This is a genomic window from Streptomyces canus (assembly GCF_030816965.1).
Taxonomy (GTDB): Bacteria; Actinomycetota; Actinomycetes; order Streptomycetales; family Streptomycetaceae; genus Streptomyces; species Streptomyces canus_E.
Window position 1 is genome coordinate 1,694,693 of record NZ_JAUSYQ010000002.1, and the last position, 18,330, is coordinate 1,713,022.

Here is an 18,330-nt window from a genome sequence, read left to right on the forward strand (position 1 = left end):
TTCTCACTCACAGTAACCGGCGACACTGACAATGAGGTCTGGGTGAGGCGCCCCCCCGGACCAGCTGGTGCTGGATTGTGCAGGTCAGGGCTATGACTGTGCCGAAGGCGGCCCATCCTGCCGGGCCGGTGGCGATGGCCGCGGTGACTGCGAGTGGTCCGAAGGTGCGCTGCACGGACTGGGCCAGGCCGTGGACGCCGAGGTAGGTGCCCTGGGCGGTGTCGGGGGCGAGGGCGACGGAGAGTTCCCAGGAGATGGTGGCGTGCAGCATCTCGGCCATGGTGAAGGCCGCTGCCGCGGCGGTGAGGAGCGCTGTGGCGGTGACGGCTCCGCCCGTGGCCGCGAGTGCCATGGCGATGCCGCCCAGGGCGAAGGTGGCGGAGAGCGGGAGGAGGAGGTTTCGGGCAGCCGCTGTGGTGGTGCCGAATCGGGCGAGGGGCACCTGGAGTGCCACGACCATGACGTTGTTGAGGACCATCAGGAGCGGTGCCAGTCCGTTCGGTGCGCTGCTCTCGTGTGCGATCCACAGGGGCAGGCCGACCTTGAACACCGCGTCGTCGAGGAAGAGGACGGCCTCGGTGGCGACGTAGGCGAGATAGGTGCGGTCCCGCCAGGGGGTCGTCGGCCTGGTCATGGGAGCCGGGTGCTTCGAGGTGGTGACGGTGCGGGAGGAGGACGGGGGCTCGTCGCAGCGCAGGGTGAGGAGTGCTGAGGCCACGAAGGACAAGGCGTCTCCGGCAAGGAGCCATTGGTAGGCAGCCGTGCTGCCGAGCGCCAGTGCTGCAGCGGCGGCGAGGCCGCCCAGCGCCCAGCCCGCGTTGGCCACGGTTCGGTGGAACGCCTGGTAGCGGACGCGGTCCGGGCCGGCGACTCGGGTGGCGTAGAGCTTGGTGAGGATGCTCGCGGCGCGGTCGCCGAGGCCGCCCACCGACGAGAAGGCGATGAGCAGGGCGTAGTTGTCGGTCGTGAGCAGTGCGCAGGAGGCCACGGCACGTATGAGCTGGACGGTCAGCAGGACCCGGGTGATCGGGAATCGGTCGGCGAGCTTGCCGCCTATCGGTGCCCCTGCGATGCCGACCGCGCCTGCGGCAGCGGCGAGCGTGCCGACCTGGGCCAGGGAGAGCTCGGAGACGTAGATGAAGTAGAGAACGGAGACGGAAGCCCACAGTCCGCTGCCGATGCGGTCGACAAGCGCGATGGTGAGCATTCTGCGCCCGTCGCGACCTCCGGGAACGCTTCTCGACCATGCTGCCGCGCGCCGTATCGGATGCACTGCTCCCCCTTGCCTGCTTGCTTTTTATTTATGTACTGGTACATAATTTGAAACGTGACAACACAATATGGGATCAGCGGGACGACAGCCAAGGGAATTGCGGCGTCCACCGAACGAGCTGTGGTTGAGGGCTCCTTGGCGCCCGGAGCCGCACTGCCTCCGGTGCGGCGCCTCGCGGACGACCTCGGCGTGAGCCCGGGGACGGTCGCCACGGCGTACAAGGAACTGCGGCAGCGCGGGATCGTGGTCACCCGGGGTCGGGGTGGGACCGTGGTGGCACCGGCCCCGGCGGTGGCGTCTCGTCGGCCGCCCAAAGTGCCCGACGGCCTGCGGGACTTGGCGGGTGGCCACCCCGATCCGCGGCTGCTCCCCGGACTGGTGCCCCCCTCCCGGCTGTCCCCCGGAGCTCGTTCGCACCGTTCGACGCCCCGGCTGGCACGACTCGAGGACGCCGTACGCACGTGGCTGCGGCCCGAGGGCGTACCCGTGGAGCACGTGACCTTCGCACACGGGGCGCTGGATCTGGTCGGACGGCTGCTGTCCGTGGAGCTACGGCCCGGTGACGCCGTGGCCATGGAGGATCCCGGGTATCACCACCTGCTGGATCTGGTCACGGCGTTGGGGCTGCGCATGGTCCCCGTCGCCGTCGACGACGAAGGAGTGTTGCCCGAGGCTGTAAGCGAAGCGCTGCGGGCTGGGGCGCGGGCGCTCGTGTGCAGTCCGCGGGCGCAGAATCCGTACGGCGGTCGCTTCTCCCCCGAGCGTCAGAAGGCACTGCTGGACGTGCTCCGGGAGCACCCTGAGGTGCTGGTCGTGGAGAACGATCACGCCTCCGCCGTCGCCGGCGCCCCCCTGCGCACGCTGACCGGCGCAAGGCTGCCGCGCTGGGTGCATGTGCGGACGGTGAGCAAGTTCCTGGGCACGGACCTGAGGTGGGCGGCCGCCGCGTGTGATCCGATCACACTGGGTCGGCACGACGGGCGGCTGTTGCTGACGTCCGGCTGGGTCAGTCATCTGCTCCAGGAGACGGTGTACGGGCTTCTCACCGACGAAGGCACGCGCGCGCTGGTCGCTCGTGCTCAGGAGACCTATGCGCTGCGCCGGAACGCTCTTGTACGGGAGCTCGGCGACCGGGGCATCGAGGCGCACGGGGCGAGCGGGATGAATGTGTGGGTGCCCGTCCGGGACGAGTCGGCCGTGGTGAACGGGCTGCGGTCCTACGGCTGGTGGGTCGCGGCCGGGGCCCGGTTCCGGCTGTCGGCCGGTCCGGGCGTGCGGATCACGGCCGCTGAGCTGGAGCCGGCCGATGCGGCGCGGCTGGCCTCGGACTTCGCCGGCGTGCTCGGTGAGTCCGAGGCCACCTACGGTGGATGACCCGCTCCGTCAGGCGCGTTTGCGGGCCAGGTCCTCGTAGAAATGGAGCAGTTCGAGGTTGTCGATGGAGCCCGGGTTGACCGCCTTCTCCAGAGGGGTGCCCTGGAGAAGGCGCTTGACGGGGACCTCGATGCGCTTCCCGGTGAGGGTGTGCGGGATGCCGGGGACCTCGATGACCTCGTCGGGGATGTGGCGGGGTGACAGGTTTTCGCGGATCGTCGCCTTGATGCGGTCGAGGAGTGCCTGGTCGAGGACGGCTTCCGGAGCCAGTTGCACGAACAGCGGCATCCAGTAGCCGCCGTCGGGCTGCTCGATACCGATGACCAGGGACTCCTTGATCTCGGGGAGTCGCTCCACGGCCTCGTAGATGTCGGCCGAACCCATACGGACGCCCTGGCGGTTGAGCGTCGAGTCGGAGCGGCCGTGGATGACGACCGAGCCGCGCGAGGTGACGGTGATCCAGTCACCGTGCCGCCACACTCCGGGATAGGTGTCGAAGTAGCTGTCGTGATAGCGGCTTCCGTCGGGGTCGTTCCAGAAGCGGATCGGCATCGACGGCATGGGATTGGTGACGACGAGCTCGCCCACCTCGTCGATCAGGGGCTTGCCGCTCGGGTCCCAGGACTGCAGGTCGGTGCCCAGGCTCGGTGCCTGGAGCTCGCCGATGTACACGGGCAGGGTCGGTACGGCGCCCGCGAAGCACGAGCACACGTCCGTGCCTCCGCTGACGGAGGCGATCCACAGGTCCGCGCGGACCTCGTCGTGCAGCCAGCGGAAGCCGTCGGGCGGAAGCGGTGAGCCGGTGGTGGCCACGCATTGCACCCTGGAAAGGTCGAAGTCGCGGCCTGGATGCACGTCGGCCTTTCGGCAGGCCATGACGTACGCGGCCGAGGTGCCGTAGAGAGTGGCGCCCGTGCGTTCGGCGACCCGCCACTGGGCGCCCGTGTCGGGGTAGCCGGGGCTGCCGTCGTACAGGACGACGGTCGTGCCCGTGAGGAGGCCGGAGACGAGGAAGTTCCACATCATCCAGCCCGTGGAGGTGTACCAGAAGAAGCGGTCCTCGGGGCCGAGGTCGCAGTGCAGGCCGAGCTGCTTGAGGTGCTCGACGAGGATGCCGCCCTGGGACTGCACGATCGCCTTCGGCAGGCCTGTCGTGCCGGAGGAGTAGAGCACCCACAGGGGGTGCGCGAAGGGCACCTGTTCGAATACCGGCTCCGTGTCCGCGCTCGTGAGGGCATCCCACTCCAGGGCGCCTTCAGGAGCCTCGGTTCCGAGGAGCGGGATGTGGACGACCGCGCGCAGAGAAGGCAGTTCGCGGCGGAGTTCGGCGACCGTCTCGCGGCGGTCGTGCTCCTTGCCGCCGTAACGGTAACCGTCGACGGTGAACAGGACGACCGGCTCCACCTGTTGGAAGCGGTCCAGGACGCTGCGGGCGCCGAAGTCGGGGGCGCAGGACGTCCAGACGGCGCCCACCGCGGCCGTGGCGAGCAGGGCGACGACGGCCTGCGGGATGTTCGGGAGGTAGCCACTGACGCGATCTCCGGGCCGGAGGCCGAGAGCGCGCAGCTCCGCGGCCAGGGAGCCGACCTGGCGGCGCAGCTCGGACCAGGTCACCGGGAACGGCTCATGGGTCTCGTCGACGTACAGGAGGGCGGGTTCGTCCGCGCGGGTCGCGGCCGCGCGCAGGGCGTGCTCGGCGTAGTTGAGGGTGGCTCCGGGGAACCACTCGGCGCCGGGCATCGAGCGGTCGCCCAGCACGCGCGCGTAGGGCGTCGAGAACCGTACGTCGAACCATTGGGTGACTGCTTCCCAGAAATGCTCCAGCTCGTCCACCGACCAGCGGTGGAGGGCCTCGTAGCCTCCGTCGGCCGGGGCGCCGTGGTGTTCGGCCGCCCATGCCTGGAACGTGGTGACCTGGGACCGGGCGATGCGCTGCGGATCTGGCTGCCAGAGCGGCTGGGGATTCTCGGTCGACATGGGGGCTCCTGGACTGTGCGCGTCGTGTGCGTCTCCCGCGCACGGGCCAGGGGTGTGCGCGTGACGCGGCTGACAGGGACGATGCCATGTGATCAACTTCTACGCCAGGGTGCGCCCCACACAGTCCGTGTCGTGAAGATGTGGCCCCGGCACGGGTGAACGCCAGTTGAACGACACGCGCGGGTGAAGCAGTGAGTGGCAGGGTGAGCAGCATGAACGGTCGTGACCTGGTGCGTTCGGTGAAGGCGGTTGGTTCGGCGGGGGCGCCCCAAGGGTTGCGTACCGTGCGCGCCGCATGGCGCAGGAGGCGTATCGACGCCGTCGGGCTGCCGGCGCGGGGGGCCGAGCGGGCGCGGGTGCCGGGACAGATGCAGGACGTGGAGCCGGGTCCCGGTGGGGGTGTCGTCCGGTTCAGCCGCTCCGAGCTGCGGATCGTCGTCGCGGTGAACGGGGCGGTCTTCTGGGGGTGGGACGGGGCCGGGCCGGAGCCGTCGTACGCGCTGGCGGGCCGCTGCCCGGAGCCGGATCCCCGGGCGGTCCTGGAGCCGGACAAGGACGGCGGCTGGCGGGTCGTGGCCGAGCGGGCGACCGTCGTGGTGTCGCGGCACGGAGCGGTCGAGGTGCGTACGCCCGGCGGGGTGACCCTGCGCCGGGATCTGCCGCCCCGCTGGTGGGAGCCGGTGGGCGGCGGCGAGGCGCGCTGGATGCAGCGGTCGGAGGTGGCCGCCGACGCACGGTTCTTCGGGCTGGGGGGACGGGCGTCGGGGCCTCGGTTGCGGGACGGAACCTATCGGCTGTGGAACACCGACCCGGGCCGGGCGTTCGGACCGGCAGACGATCCGCTGTACGTCACGATGCCGGTGCAGCTGGTGGTGGCCGACGCCGCCACCCATCTCGTGTTCCACGACACCTCGTGGGACGGCACCGTGACCCTGCGGGAGGGCGAGGAGGGCGCCGGTTCAGGACACGACCGGGTGGGGATGTCCGAGCTGCGGATAGCCGGCGGTCCGCTGCGCTGCTGGGTGATGGTGGGCACTCCCGCGCGCGTGCTGCTCGCCTGGGCCTCGCTGACCGGTGCGCCCGCGCTGCCGCCGTCCTGGGCGCTCGGCCATCATCACGCCCGCTGGGGCTTCGGCAGTGAGCAGGAGGTGCGGCGGATCGTCGCCGGCTACCAGGAGCGGGCGCTGCCGCTCGACGCCGTCCATCTGGACATCGACCACTACGACGAGCACCAGGTGTTCACAGTCGACCAGGAGCGGTTTCCCAAGCTGCCCCAACTGGCGGAGGAACTGCTGCGGGACGGGATCCGGCTGGTGTCGATCGTCAACCCGGCGGTCAAAGCCGCGCCCGGCAACGCGGTCCATGACAGCGGGACGGCCGAGGACGCCTTCGTGCGGGACGCGTCGGGGCGGCTCGTGGAAGGGGTCGTGTGGCCCGGTGAGGCGGTCTATCCGGACTTCACGCACGCACGCGTGCGTGCCTGGTGGGGTCGCCTCTACCAGGAGAGGCTCACGGCGGGGTTCGCGGGCTTCTGGCACGACATGAACGAGCCCACGTCCTTCAACGCGTTCGGTGAGTCCACCCTGCCGCGGTCGGCCAGGCACTCCCTGGAGGGGCGCGGCGGTGACCACCAGGAGGCGCACAACGTCTACGCGCTGTGCATGGCCCAGGCCGGTTACGAGGCTCTGCGCGACCTGGTGCCGGACGAACGGCCCTTCCTGTTGTCGCGTTCGGGATGGGCCGGCATGCAGCGATACGGGGGCACCTGGTCCGGTGACGTGGCCACCGGCTGGCCGGGCCTGCGGGCTTCGCTGTCGCTCGTGATGGGGCTCGGGCTGTGCGGGGTGCCGTACTCGGGGCCCGACGTGGGCGGCTACGACGGGCACCCCTCGCCCGAGCTGTATCTGCGCTGGTTCCAACTCGGCGCCTACCTGCCGTTGTTCCGTACACACGCGAGTCTGCGGGCAGGGCGCCGGGAGCCGTGGGAGTTCGGAGCCGAGGTGCTGGAGCACGCGCGCGTGGCGCTCGTGGAACGCCGGCGGCTGCTGCCGTACTTCATGACGCTCGCGCAGTTGGCCCGGCGGACCGGTGCGCCTTATGTCCGGCCCGTGTGGTGGTCCGCGCCCGAGGACCGTGCCCTGCGGGACTGCGAGGACGCCTTTCTGCTGGGTGACTGCCTGCTTGTGGCACCGGTGCTCGATCCGGGCAGCGACCGGCGTGCGGTTCAGCTGCCGCGGGGACGCTGGTACGACACGGCTACCGAACAGGTCTACGAAGGGCCGGGACAGGTGCTCGTCGACGCCCCGCTGTCGCGGATCCCGGTACTCGCGCGCGCGGGTTCCGTCATTCCGGTGCGGGGGGACGACGGCGGTCTCGAACTGGAGGTCTGGGCGCCCGCCCGGGGGCGGAGCGGGGGCGGACTGGTCGTTGCGGACGCGGGCGACGGTTGGGCCGAACCGGAGATCGAACGCTACGTCGCCCGCTGGGAGGGCCGGAAGGTGGTCGTTCAGCGGGAGGGCGAGGACGGCGTGAGCGAGCCGTCCCACCCGGTGCGGCTGCGCGGGCTGGGAGCGCGCTGAGGATCAGACGTAGCGGCCCTCGAACCAGGCCCGTACGGCCAGCGTGTGCAGCGGGAAGGCAAGCTCCTCCGGCCTGCGCAGGAGGTGCCAGCCCTCCGTCTCGTCAGTGGCGGCGTGGTGCGGGAGGCCGTCGGCGGGACGCTCCGGCAACACCCCGAACAGCAGCAGGTGCCCGTCGGTCGAGCTGAGCACGTCGACGAGCCGTACGTCGCGGCTCGCCGCGTCGATGCCGGTCTCTTCCTTGAGTTCGCGGACCAGGGCGTGCCGCCAGTCCTCACGGTCGTCGACGTAACCGCCGGGCAGGGCGATGCCTCCGCGCGCGGGGGCGATGGTTCGGGTGATGACGACCAGGGCGGTGCCCTGTGTGTCGTACACGGGCTGGAGCGCGACGGCGACCGGCAGGGGGTTGCGGTAGGCCACCGTGTTGCAGGCGGGACAGGTACGGGGCCAGCCCGCGACGCCCTCTCCGTAGGGCGCTCCGCAGCTCGAACAGTGGGAGCCAGGGCCGGAGTTGGGGATGGAGTGCTGAGTTTCGGACACGCGGCGGACTGTATCTGATCACCGTTGCTCCGGTTCCGTTGGGCCCTCTGCCTCTTTGCGGCCGCCCGTGCGACACTTCTGACGTACCGTCAGGTCCGGCCCGGGGAGGGGTCTTGCCGCGCACACGCACACCTGTGGTCACCGGGTGGTTCGCCGGTGAGGGAGACGACTTCACGCTTCTCGGGACCCGCTGCTCCGCCTGCGCATCGGTCTTCTTCCCGCGCGAGGACAGCCACTGTCGCAACCCCGGATGCGACAGTGGCGATCTGGTGGAGATTCCCCTGTCGCGGCGCGGTCGCGTCTGGTCGTACACGGACAGCCAGTACCGGCCTCCGTCACCGTATGTGACCGATCCGGAACTTCCCTGGGAGCCGCACACGTTGATCGCCGTGGAGCTGGCCGCTGAACGGATCGTGGTGCTGGGGCAGGCGGTTCCCGGGGTCACCGTCGCCGACCTGGCGGTGGGCGCGGAGGTGGAGGTCGTCCCCGGCGTGCTCCATGAGGACGGCGAGACGGTCTGGACGACATGGCACTGGCGGCCGACGGGGGTGACGGCATGACGGGAGAGGTGGCGGTGCTCGGCGCGGGCATGCACCCATGGGGCAAATGGGGGCGCGGGTTCGTCGAGTACGGCGTGACGGCCGCCCGCGCGGCGCTGGCCGATGCGGGCCTCGAGTGGCGGGACATCGGCTCGATCGTCGGCGCGGACACCGTGCGGGGCGGTTATCCGGGCTATGTGGCAGGGGCGACCTTCGCCAAGGCGCTCGGCTGGCAGGGAGCCCGTGTCGCCAGCGTGTACGCGGCGTGCGCATCAGGGGCACAGGCGGTGGCCGCGGCGCGGGCACAGATCCTCGCGGGACTGGCCGACGTGGTGCTCGTGGTGGGTGCCGATGCCGCACCGAAGGGGTTCTTCCGCCCCGCGGGCGGCGACCGGCCCGAGGATCCGGACTGGCTGCGCTTCCGGATCCTCGGCGCGACCAACCCGACCTACTTCGGGCTGTACGCGCGGCGTCGCATCGCCGTGCACGGGGACACGGTGGAGGACTTCGCTCAGGTCAAAGTGAAGAACGCGGCCCTGGGGGCACTGAATCCGTATGCGCGGTACCGCAAGCCGGTGAGCGCGGAAGAGGTCGCGGCCTCCGCCGTCGTGGCGGATCCGCTGCGGCTGCTCGACATATGCGCCACCTCGGACGGCGGTGCGGCGCTCGTGCTCTCCAGCATGGAGTTCGCGCGGCGGAGGGGTGTGGCGGAGCCCGTGCGGATCAGGGCGGTGTCGACGGTGACGCCGACGTATCCGAACACGGTGCTGGACCTGCCCGACATCGCGACGGATTCCGCCGCCGCGGTCGAGCCCGCCACCGGGACGTTCCGTGCGTCGATCGCGCGCGCGGCCTACGAGGAGGCCGGAGTCGGGCCGGAGGATCTCTCCCTCGCCGAGGTCTACGACCTGTCCACGGCCCTGGAGTTGCAGTGGTACGAGGACCTCGGACTGTGCGGGGAGGGCGAGGGCGCGAAGCTCCTGCGCGAGGGGGCGACGGCGCCGGGCGGACGCATACCCGTCAACACGAGCGGCGGACTCGCCTCCTTCGGCGAGGCGGTCCCGGCCCAGGCGATCGCCCAGGTGTGCGAGCTCACCTGGCAGTTGCGGGGCGACGCGGGTGCCCGGCAGGTCGAGCACGCGCGCGTGGGGATCACCGCCAATCAGGGGCTGTTCGGACACGGGTCGGCGGTGATCGCCATGAGGTGATCGGAGGGAAGGCAGTTTCTCATACGCTGTGTGAGCGACCCGGAATCCTGCGTGAACGTCTCATGAACTGCGCTTGGGCGTGCGCGAATGACGCCATCCTGCCCCCGTGCGCTCCTGGGCGGACACTCTCCGCTTCGCCTTCCAACCGGTGGCCAATCTGGCCACCCGCGGAGTCGCGGGGCTGGAGATACTCGCTCGTCCGGAGACCGGCGACATCCTGGCGGAAGCCCGCCGTGACCCCGAACTCGGCGATCAGCTCGTCGTGTTGGCGCTGCGGGCGGCAGTGCGCAGGGAAACCTCGCTCCCGCTGCACGTCAACGTGTTCGCGGGCACGCTCGCCGAGGCTGCCGTGGGAGGTCACGATCGACGTGGGACCGCCTACCCCCATGTGCCGCATCAGGCGCTGCTGGAGGCGCTCACCGAACTGCGGGGACAGGGCTTCCGGATCAGCGCGGACGGCGTGCGGGACGGGGACGTACCACTGAGACTGCTTGTCGACATGTCGCCCGAGCTCGCGAAGCTCGACGCGTCGCTGCCGGCCCGGCCTTCGGCGGTACGGGCGATGCGGACCCTGTGCGACGAACTCGGGGCGCTCCTCTGCGTCGAGGGAGTGGCGACGGAACGGCAGTACGGGGCCCCGCTGTCGGCCGGCGCGCAGTTGGCGCAGGGCACGCTGTTCGCGCCGCCGTCCCGGCTTCCCGTGGCGGAGGTGTACGTTCCGCCCCGCTCCCCCGCTGACACGTCGCCACCGCGGTCCGGTCCTTCGGTACGGGAGTTCGTGCGACCTGCCGCGTTGTTGCCGGCCACCGCCTCCGCGGGTCAGGTGAGGGCGCTGCCGACCGGCGGCCGACGTGTCGGGGGTCTGCTCGTGGGCAGAAACGGGGTGCCGTTCCGCTCGGTGCACCGGTCGCGTTTCCTGCCGCCGATGTCGGCCGCCACGGACACGCCCTGTACGCCGAACGCCCCGCCGCGAATCTCGGAGATCCACCACGGACGGTGGGGATCGACGCCACCGCGTGGGAGGTCCTGGACGTGGTCGCCGACGTACGGCCGGGACCGTACGTCGGATGACGTGGCCGTGGTCGACCGGCTCGGCCGCTGCGTGGGGGTCGTACTGCTCGCGGATCTCGTACGGGCGCCGAGCGAGACCCGGGTGGAGGAGGCGGCCGGGCTCAATCCGCTGACGTGGCTGCCGGGTTCGGACGCGATCACGGTTGAGGTGGACCGGCGTATCGCGGCCGGGCGGACGTTCGCGCTGAGCCGGCTGGACGTCGACCGCTTCAAGCAGGTCAACGACGGAGCCGGGTTCGCGGCGGGCGACGAGCTCATCCGCGCGGTGGGACGGTTGCTGCAGCACACGGCGGCCCGCACCCGCGCGCGTGGGGCACATCGGCGGGGACGGCTTCCTGGTGCCGACGGGCCCGGAGGAGCTGGCTCCGCTGGCCGCCGCCGTGCTGGACGCGCCCTGGGCCGCGGGCGGGCGACCCGTGACACTGTCCCTGGCCACCGTGGAGTGCGTGCCCGGCAGCGTGGCGGACCACAGGGAGCCGGCCGCGTGTCTCGCGCCGCTGAAGAAGGCCGTGAAGGCGCTCAGCGGGGCGAGTCGGGCGTGGGGCGGGCAGGGCTGCCTGGGCACGAGATCCGACGCGCAGCGGGCGCGAAGGCCGCGTCGACGGGGTACGCGGTGGCGGAGCCGGGGAGGGGCTGAGGGCACAACGGGGAAGGCGCCGTTCGGCTCGAACGTGTCTCAGTCGACCCCAGCGCCCGCCGATCGGGGCGGTTCGGCCGCCCGTCCCAACCGTTGCGGTCGGCGACCTTGACGCCCCCCGGGGCCCGGTGAACACTTCCGGTGTCAGTCGACATCGCCGTACATTCTCGGCGTATCCAGGCACCACGCCGCGCGGGCCCCCACGAGCTCAGGCCCATTCCTCCCACGGGCGATTCGGCTGCGAGGCACGCTCGTCGCGGACGCCGGGCGGGGCGCGGGACTCTCCCTGCCCTCGGCAGTTCGCCAAGGGAACCGCAACCCTGCACGGAGGACCGGGGCGGGAACGTCCCGGGCCAGGGCCTAGGAGCCGCCATGAGCAACTCAGACGTATTCCTCGGCGAAGTCATCGGTACGGCGATTCTGATCCTCTTCGGCGCCGGCGTGGTCGCTGCCGTCGTACTCAACTATTCCAAGGCGAAGGACTCCGGCTGGGTCGTCATCGCGTTCGGCTGGGGCTTCGGCGTGCTCGCCGGGGCGTACACCGCCGCACCGCTGTCCGGCGGGCATCTCAACCCCGCCGTGACCCTCGGGATCGCCGTCGACACCGGGGACTGGGACCAGGTTCCCCTCTACATCGCCGGTCAGATGGTCGGCGCGATGCTCGGGGCGGTTCTGTGCTGGCTGGTCTACTTCGCGCAGTTCCAGGCCAACGCCGAGGAGGAGATCGCCCAGCCGACGCTCGGGATCTTCTCCACCGCGCCCGCGATCCGCAATCCCGTGGCGAACCTGATCACGGAGATCATCGCGACGATCGGTCTGGTCCTGCCGATCCTGGCCTTCGGCCTCACCAAGGGACTCGGCGAGTCCGGCACCGCGGTCCTCGTCGTCGCCTTCCTGGTCGTCGGCATCGGTCTGTCGCTCGGCGGACCCACCGGATACGCCATCAACCCGGCCCGTGACCTGGGCCCGCGCATCATCCACGCCCTGCTGCCGATTCCCAACAAGGGCACCTCGGACTGGAGTTACGCGTGGATCCCGGTGGTGGGACCGCTGATCGGCGGGGCGCTGTCCGGGGTGATCTTCAACGCAGCCTTCTGAACACAGCCCTTGTGAAACGCAGCCTCGAGAAACGCAGCCTCGTGCAGGAACCGACGAAGGGGACGTCATGACGGACAGGTTCGTCGCCGCTATCGACCAGGGCACCACCTCCAGCCGCTGCATCATCTTCAACCAGGACGGCGCGATCGTGGCCGTCGACCAGCGCGAGCACCGCCAGATCTTCCCCAAGCCCGGCTGGGTGGAGCACGACGCCACCGAGATCTGGTCCAAGGTGCAGGCCGTCGTCGCCGGGGCGATCGCCAAGGCCGGGCTGCGCGCCGACCAGCTCAGCGCGCTCGGCATCACCAACCAGCGCGAGACGACGGTCCTGTGGGACCGCGCGACGGGCAAGCCCGTGCACAACGCGATCGTGTGGCAGGACACCCGCACCGCGGCGCTGACCAGGCAACTCGGCGGCTCCGACGGGCAGGACCGTTTCCGCGAGCAGACCGGACTGCCGCTGGCCACCTATTTCTCGGGACCGAAGGCGGCCTGGCTGCTGGACAACGTGCCGGGGCTGCGTGCACGCGCCGAGAACGGTGAGATCGCCTTCGGCACCATCGACTCCTGGCTGATCTGGAACCTCACCGGCGGCACGGACGGCGGGCAGCACGTCACCGACGTGACGAACGCCGGACGCACCATGCTGATGAACCTGGAGACCCTCCAGTGGGATCAGTCCATCCTGTCCGCGATGAACGTGCCCGACGCCGTGCTGCCCGAGATCAAGTCGTCCGCCGAGGTCTACGGCACCGCGGTCGGCCAACTGGCGGGCGTGCCCGTGGCGTCCGCGCTCGGCGACCAGCAGGCCGCCGTGTTCGGGCAGGCCTGCTACGACGTGGGCACGGCGAAGAACACGTACGGCACGGGCTCCTTCCTGTTGCTCAACACGGGCAATCGGCCGGTCCCTTCGAAGAACGGTCTGCTGACGACGATGGGCTACAAGATCGGCAGTGAGGCGCCGGTGTACTGCCTGGAGGGGTCGATTGCCATAACGGGCGCCTTGGTCCAGTGGTTCCGCGATCAACTCGGCATCATCCGTAGCGCCGACGAGATCGAACCGCTGGCGGCGAGTGTCGAGGACAACGGCGGCGCGTACATCGTGCCCGCCTTCTCCGGCCTGTTCGCTCCCTACTGGCGCTCCGACGCGCGCGGTGTCGTCACGGGTCTCACCCGGTACGTCACCAAGGCGCACCTCGCGCGCGCGGTGCTCGAAGCGACGAGCTGGCAGACGCGCGAGGTCGTGGACGCCATGTACCAGGACTCCGGGGTGCAGATCACCACCCTGAAGGTGGACGGCGGCATGACCAAGAACAACCTGCTCATGCAGCACCAGGCGGATGTGCTCGACGTGCCGGTGGTCCGGCCGAAGGTCTCCGAGACCACGTGCCTGGGTGCCGCGTACGCTGCCGGGCTCGCCACAGGCGTGTGGAACGACCTCGACGAGTTGAAGTCCCACTGGCAGAAGGACGTGGAGTGGACGCCGAGCATGGAGGCGTCCGTCCGGGACCGTCAGTACCACAACTGGCGCAAGGCCGTGGAGAAGAGCTTCGGCTGGGAAGAGGACGGCGAGAACTAGGCACGCGCGCGTGGTGCCGAAAAGCCGCGGTCCGTACCCCTGTCGGCGGGGGTACGGACCGCACCCGTGTCTCAGGTGGTGACGGTCTGACGGCGCCGCGCCGAGTACGCCATGGCGTGCTGGACGACGCCCACCAGGACGTCCTTGACCGACTGCTTGTGCCGGGCGTCGCACAGCACGATCGGTACGTCCTCGTCGAGGTCGAGGGCCTGGCGTACATCCTCCTCCGGGTAACGGATCGCTCCCTCGAAGCAGTTGACGCCGACCAGGAAGGGTATGGAGCGCCGCTCGAAGTAGTCGACGGCCGCGAAGCAGTCCTCCAGGCGGCGGGTGTCGGCAAGCACGACGGCTCCGAGAGCACCTTCGGAAAGCTCGTCCCACATGAACCAGAACCGTTCCTGCCCGGGTGTGCCGAACAGGTACAGCACCAGGTCTTCGCGCAGGGTGATGCGCCCGAAGTCCATGGCGACGGTGGTGGTGCGCTTGCCCTCGACACCGCTCGTGTCGTCGACCGGGCGTCCTGCCTCGGTCAGCAGTTCCTCGGTGCGCAGCGGCCTGATCTCGCTGACCGCGCCCACGAACGTGGTCTTGCCCACGCCGAAGCCACCGGCCACCAGGATCTTGAGCGTGACGGGCTCGACCGGGGGCTTGCCGCGCTCAGAACGCCCGAAGATCATTGGTCTCTTCTCCTGCTTGCTGGGGGTGTTGGGTAGACGGCGGGCCATAGCCTCCGCCGCCAGGGGTCTCGATGACGAGTACGTCGCCGGGGCCGACGTCCGCCGAGTCACGACCGGCGAGTTCGGTGACCGTACCGTCCGCACGCTCCACGCGGTTGGCGCCCAGCGCACCGGGCTCGCCGCCCGCCATGCCGTACGGGGGCACCCTACGATGCTGGGACAGGGTGGAGACCTTCATGGGCTCGTGGAACCGGATGCGGCGTACGGCACCGTCTCCGCCGTGCCACTTTCCTGCGCCGCCGCTGCCGGGCCGCAGCGCGAACTCGTCGAGCTGCACGGGCAGTCGCCACTCCAGGACCTCGGGGTCCGTGAGCCGCGAGTTGGTCATGTGAGTCTGCACCGCGGGCGCGCCGGGGAAGCCTTCGCCCGCGCCGGACCCGGAGGCCACGGTCTCGTAGTACTGGTGGCGTTCGTTGCCGAAGGTGACGTTGTTCATGGTGCCGGAGCCCTCGGCCTGAACACCGAGCGCCGCATACAGGGCGCCCGTGATGGCCTGTGAGGTCTCCACGTTGCCCGCGACGACGGCGGCCGGCGGCTCGGGCGCCAGCATGGACCCGGGCGGTACGACGATGTCCAGCGGGCGCAGACAGCCGTCGTTGAGCGGGATGTCGTCGTCGACCAGTGTCCGGAACACGTACAGGACAGCCGCGTTGACCACCGCGAAGGGCGCGTTGAAGTTGGTGGTCAGCTGGGCGGACGTACCGGTGAAGTCGATGGTGGCGGAGCGGTTTTCGCGGTCCACGCGCACGTGGACGTGGATGACGGCGCCCGAGTCGGTCTCGTAGGCGTACTCGCCGTCGTCCAGGGCGTCGATCACCCGGCGCACGGCCTCTTCGGCGTTGTCCTGGACGTGCTTCATGTACGCCTGCACGACATCGAGACCGAAGTTCTCGATCATGCGGCCGACTTCGTCGACGCCCTTGCGGTTGGCGGCGATCTGTGCGCGGAGGTCGGCGAGGTTGGTCCTCGGATTGCGGGAGGGGTACGGCGCCTCGGTGAGCAGACGGAGGGTCTCCTCCTCGCGCAGGCGGCCGTTCTCCGCGAGCAGCCAGTTGTCGAAAAGGACGCCCTCCTCCTCGATGGTGCTGCTGTCGGCGGGCATGGAGCCGGGGGCGATGCCGCCGATCTCGGCGTGATGGCCGCGGGAGGCGACGTAGAAGAGGATCTTCTGCTCACTCTCCGTGGTCTTCGCGTCGAACACCGGGGTGATCACGGTGACGTCGGGCAGGTGGGTGCCGCCGTGGTACGGGTCGTTGACCGCGTAGGTGTCCCCGGGGTTCATGGACGACCCGCGCCTGCGGATGACCTCCTGGACGCTGGTGCCCATGGAGCCGAGGTGGACGGGGATGTGTGGGGCGTTGGCCACCAGGTTTCCGTCCGGGTCGAAGAGGGCGCAGGAGAAGTCCAGTCGCTCCTTGATGTTGACGGACTGGGCCGTGGACTCCAGCCGGGCGCCCATCTGTTCGGCGATGGACATGAAGAGGTTGTTGAAGACCTCGAGCAGAACCGGGTCGGCTTTTGTGTCGAGATCGGAACTCTCCGTAATCGTCACGCGTTCCATGACCAGATGCCCGTCATCGGTCGTCGCGGCCCGCCAGCCGTCGTCGACGACGGTCGTCGCACTGGTCTCGGTGATGATCGCGGGGCCGGTGACGGTCTCGCCGGGAGCCAGGTTCTCGCGGCGGTGGAGGGGGACATCGCGCCAGGCGCCGGACGTGTGGAGGCGGACGGTTTCGGGGGCGGTGGGATTGCCCTGGTAGACGGCCAGGGCGGAGAGATCGGGGGGTTCGGTGATGCCGGTGGCTTCGACGGAGAGGGCTTCGACGACGAGCGGGCGGTCGAGGGTGAAGGAGTACGTGGCGCGATGACGTTCCTCGAAGGCGTGCCTCATCGCGGTCGGCTCGGTCAGCTCGACGGTGAGGGGGGTGTCGGTGCCGTCGTAGCGGAGCTGGACGCGGCGGGTGACCTGGATACGGTTCTCGGGGACGTCCTCGGCGCGGAGTTCGGCACGGGCGGCGCTCTCCAGGTCGTCGGCGGTCTTGAGGACGCCGGACATGGCAGCGGGGTCCAACGGGGCCTCGACGGCCTGTTCGCGCATGGCCGTGGTGTCGGCGAGTCCGATACCGAGGGCGGAGAGGACACCGGCCATGGGCGGCACCAGGACCGTGCGCATGCCGAGCGAGTCGGCGACCATGCACGCGTGCTGGCCACCCGCCCCGCCGAAGGTGGTGAGGGCGTAGCGGGTGACGTCATGGCCCTTCTGGACGGAGATCCGCTTGACGGCGTTGGCGATGTTGGCGACGGCGATGTGGAGGTATCCCTCGGCGACCTGTTCGGGAGTGCGGTCGTCACCGGTCCGTTCACGGATCTCGCGTGCGAGGGCGGTGAAGCGGTCGCGGACGAGTTCGGCGTCGAGGGGCTGGTCGCCGTCCGGACCGAACACCCTGGGGAAGTGGGCGGGTTGGATGCGGCCGAGCATCACGTTGGCGTCGGTGACGGCGAGCGGGCCGCCGCCCCGGTAGCAGGCGGGGCCCGGGTCCGCGCCCGCCGAGTCCGGCCCTACGCGGTAGCGGGAGCCGTCGAAGTGCAGGACCGAGCCGCCGCCGGCCGCGACGGTGTGGATGTCCAGCATGGGGGCGCGCAGCCGGACACCGGCGATCTGGGTGGTGAAGACGCGTTCGTACTCGCCCGCGAAGTGCGAGACGTCGGTGGAGGTGCCGCCCATGTCGAAGCCGATGACCCGGTGGAAACCGGCCAGTTGGGACATGCGGGCCATCCCGACGATGCCGCCTGCGGGGCCGGACAGGATGGCGTCCTTGCCGCGGAACTGCCGGGCTTCGGCGAGGCCGCCGTTCGACTGCATGAACATCAGCCGCACGCCCTCGAGTTCGTCCGCGACGTGCCGGACGTATCGGCGCAGCACCGGCGACAGGTAGGCGTCGACGACGGCGGTGTCCCCGCGCGGGACGAGCTTCATCAGCGGGCTGACCTCGCTGGAGAGCGAGATCTGCGGAAAGCCGATGCGGGCGGCCAGCTGTCCGATCGCCTGCTCGTGGGCGGGGTGGAGGTAGCTGTGCATGCAGACCACGGCGACGGCCCGGATTCCGTCGTCGTACGCCTCCTGGAGGGGACCGGCGAGGGCGTCCAGGTCGGGGGCGCGCAGCACCGTCCCGTCGGCGGCGATGCGCTCGTCGGCCTCCACGACCCGCTCGTGGAGGAGATCGGGGAGGTCGATGCGACGGGCGAAGATACGGGGGCGGTTCTGGTAGGCGATGCGCAGGGCGTCGCGGAAACCGCGGGTGATGACGAGGAGGGTCCGCTCCCCCTTCCGTTCCAGCAGGGCATTGGTGGCGACGGTGGTGCCCATGCGAACGGCGTCGACGGGTTCCCCGGAGCCGTCCAGGAGCGCGCGGACCCCGGCGACCGCGGCGTCGGCGTAGCGAGCGGGGTTCTCCGACAGCAGCTTGTGGGTGAGCAGGCGGCCGTCCGGGCGTCGCGCGACGATATCGGTGAAAGTGCCGCCTCGGTCGACCCAGAACTGCCAGCCTGTCGTCACGTCCGTCTCCCCGATCGCACTGCTCGCAACCGTGTCCGCGGGCTGGTGGGCGGCCGTCCGCGGATGGTCGTCGACGATCAGTCAGATCATATCGGCAGGGGTGTGCCGGCGCCCGCCGCGGACCGGTGGGGACCCCGGGCGTGGATCCGTGGCACGTCCTCG

11 protein-coding genes and 1 pseudogene are annotated in these 18,330 nt (G+C 70.4%); 7 read left to right on the forward strand and 5 right to left on the reverse strand.

Annotated features, from left to right (window positions below; genetic code table 11):
• Positions 1 to 7 precede the first annotated feature (7 nt).
• Positions 8 to 1,207 carry an MFS transporter gene (locus QF027_RS08820; RefSeq protein WP_307073822.1) on the reverse strand — a complete coding sequence of 400 codons (1,200 nt, stop codon included), beginning with the start codon at positions 1,205 to 1,207 and terminating at the stop codon, positions 8 to 10.
• A 120-nt stretch (positions 1,208 to 1,327) separates the two neighbouring features.
• Between QF027_RS08820 and QF027_RS08825 the strand changes: the two genes are divergently transcribed.
• A complete protein-coding gene (locus tag QF027_RS08825) occupies positions 1,328 to 2,647 on the forward strand; it encodes an aminotransferase class I/II-fold pyridoxal phosphate-dependent enzyme (protein ID WP_307073824.1) in 1,320 nt (439 codons plus the stop codon).
• Between the two features lie 9 nt (positions 2,648 to 2,656).
• Here QF027_RS08825 and QF027_RS08830 read toward each other — a convergent pair whose 3' ends face one another.
• Positions 2,657 to 4,624, reverse strand: a complete 1,968-nt coding sequence (locus QF027_RS08830) for an acetoacetate--CoA ligase (RefSeq protein ID WP_307073827.1) — start codon at positions 4,622 to 4,624, stop codon at positions 2,657 to 2,659.
• A 212-nt stretch (positions 4,625 to 4,836) separates the two neighbouring features.
• Here QF027_RS08830 and QF027_RS08835 point away from each other — a divergent pair, with 212 nt between their 5' ends.
• Positions 4,837 to 7,203, forward strand: a complete 2,367-nt coding sequence (locus QF027_RS08835; protein ID WP_307073829.1) for a glycoside hydrolase family 31 protein — start codon at positions 4,837 to 4,839, stop codon at positions 7,201 to 7,203.
• 3 nt (positions 7,204 to 7,206) lie between these two features.
• Here QF027_RS08835 and QF027_RS08840 read toward each other — a convergent pair whose 3' ends face one another.
• Positions 7,207 to 7,743, reverse strand: coding sequence for an NUDIX domain-containing protein (locus QF027_RS08840; RefSeq protein ID WP_307073831.1), 537 nt, complete (start codon positions 7,741 to 7,743; stop codon positions 7,207 to 7,209).
• Between the two features lie 134 nt (positions 7,744 to 7,877).
• Between QF027_RS08840 and QF027_RS08845 the strand changes: the two genes are divergently transcribed.
• The 5 genes and pseudogenes from QF027_RS08845 to glpK all read left to right on the forward strand — a co-directional run bounded on the left by QF027_RS08845 (position 7,878) and on the right by glpK (position 13,875).
• Complete coding sequence (locus QF027_RS08845; RefSeq protein ID WP_306986768.1) at positions 7,878 to 8,303, forward strand: Zn-ribbon domain-containing OB-fold protein; 426 nt, start codon at positions 7,878 to 7,880, stop codon at positions 8,301 to 8,303.
• On the forward strand, positions 8,300 to 9,490 hold the full coding sequence (locus QF027_RS08850; RefSeq protein WP_307082327.1) for a lipid-transfer protein: 1,191 nt from the start codon (positions 8,300 to 8,302) through the stop codon (positions 9,488 to 9,490). The genes QF027_RS08845 and QF027_RS08850 overlap by 4 nt, the downstream gene beginning before the upstream one ends.
• Before the next feature lie 106 nt (positions 9,491 to 9,596).
• A pseudogene (locus tag QF027_RS08855) lies at positions 9,597 to 11,198 on the forward strand (EAL domain-containing protein).
• A 372-nt stretch (positions 11,199 to 11,570) separates the two neighbouring features.
• A complete protein-coding gene (locus QF027_RS08860; protein WP_306984428.1) occupies positions 11,571 to 12,296 on the forward strand; it encodes an MIP/aquaporin family protein in 726 nt (241 codons plus the stop codon).
• A gap of 67 nt (positions 12,297 to 12,363) precedes the next feature.
• A complete protein-coding gene (gene glpK / locus QF027_RS08865; RefSeq protein WP_307073833.1) occupies positions 12,364 to 13,875 on the forward strand; it encodes a glycerol kinase GlpK in 1,512 nt (503 codons plus the stop codon).
• A gap of 71 nt (positions 13,876 to 13,946) precedes the next feature.
• Here the strand turns inward: glpK and QF027_RS08870 are convergent, their stop codons facing one another.
• Together QF027_RS08870 and QF027_RS08875 are read right to left on the reverse strand one after the other, a co-directional pair.
• The gene (locus QF027_RS08870; protein ID WP_266525905.1) at positions 13,947 to 14,552 is read right to left on the reverse strand and encodes a GTP-binding protein; all 606 of its coding nucleotides are present in this window, start codon (positions 14,550 to 14,552) and stop codon (positions 13,947 to 13,949) included.
• Complete coding sequence (locus tag QF027_RS08875; protein ID WP_307073835.1) at positions 14,533 to 18,168, reverse strand: hydantoinase B/oxoprolinase family protein; 3,636 nt, start codon at positions 18,166 to 18,168, stop codon at positions 14,533 to 14,535. The genes QF027_RS08870 and QF027_RS08875 overlap by 20 nt, the downstream gene beginning before the upstream one ends.
• Positions 18,169 to 18,330 lie beyond the last annotated feature (162 nt).

What these genes read in the sequence shown, in the direction of transcription:
- QF027_RS08835 (WP_307073829.1), top strand. Translation starts at nt 4,837, where the DNA reads ATGAACGGTCGTGACCTGGTGCGTTCGGTGAAGGCGGTTGGTTCGGCG.
- QF027_RS08860 (WP_306984428.1), top strand. Translation starts at nt 11,571, where the DNA reads ATGAGCAACTCAGACGTATTCCTCGGCGAAGTCATCGGTACGGCGATT.
- QF027_RS08850 (WP_307082327.1), top strand. Translation starts at nt 8,300, where the DNA reads ATGACGGGAGAGGTGGCGGTGCTCGGCGCGGGCATGCACCCATGGGGC.
- glpK (WP_307073833.1), top strand. Translation starts at nt 12,364, where the DNA reads ATGACGGACAGGTTCGTCGCCGCTATCGACCAGGGCACCACCTCCAGC.
- QF027_RS08830 (WP_307073827.1), bottom strand. Translation starts at nt 4,624, where the DNA reads ATGTCGACCGAGAATCCCCAGCCGCTCTGGCAGCCAGATCCGCAGCGC.
- QF027_RS08870 (WP_266525905.1), bottom strand. Translation starts at nt 14,552, where the DNA reads ATGATCTTCGGGCGTTCTGAGCGCGGCAAGCCCCCGGTCGAGCCCGTC.
- QF027_RS08820 (WP_307073822.1), bottom strand. Translation starts at nt 1,207, where the DNA reads ATGCTCACCATCGCGCTTGTCGACCGCATCGGCAGCGGACTGTGGGCT.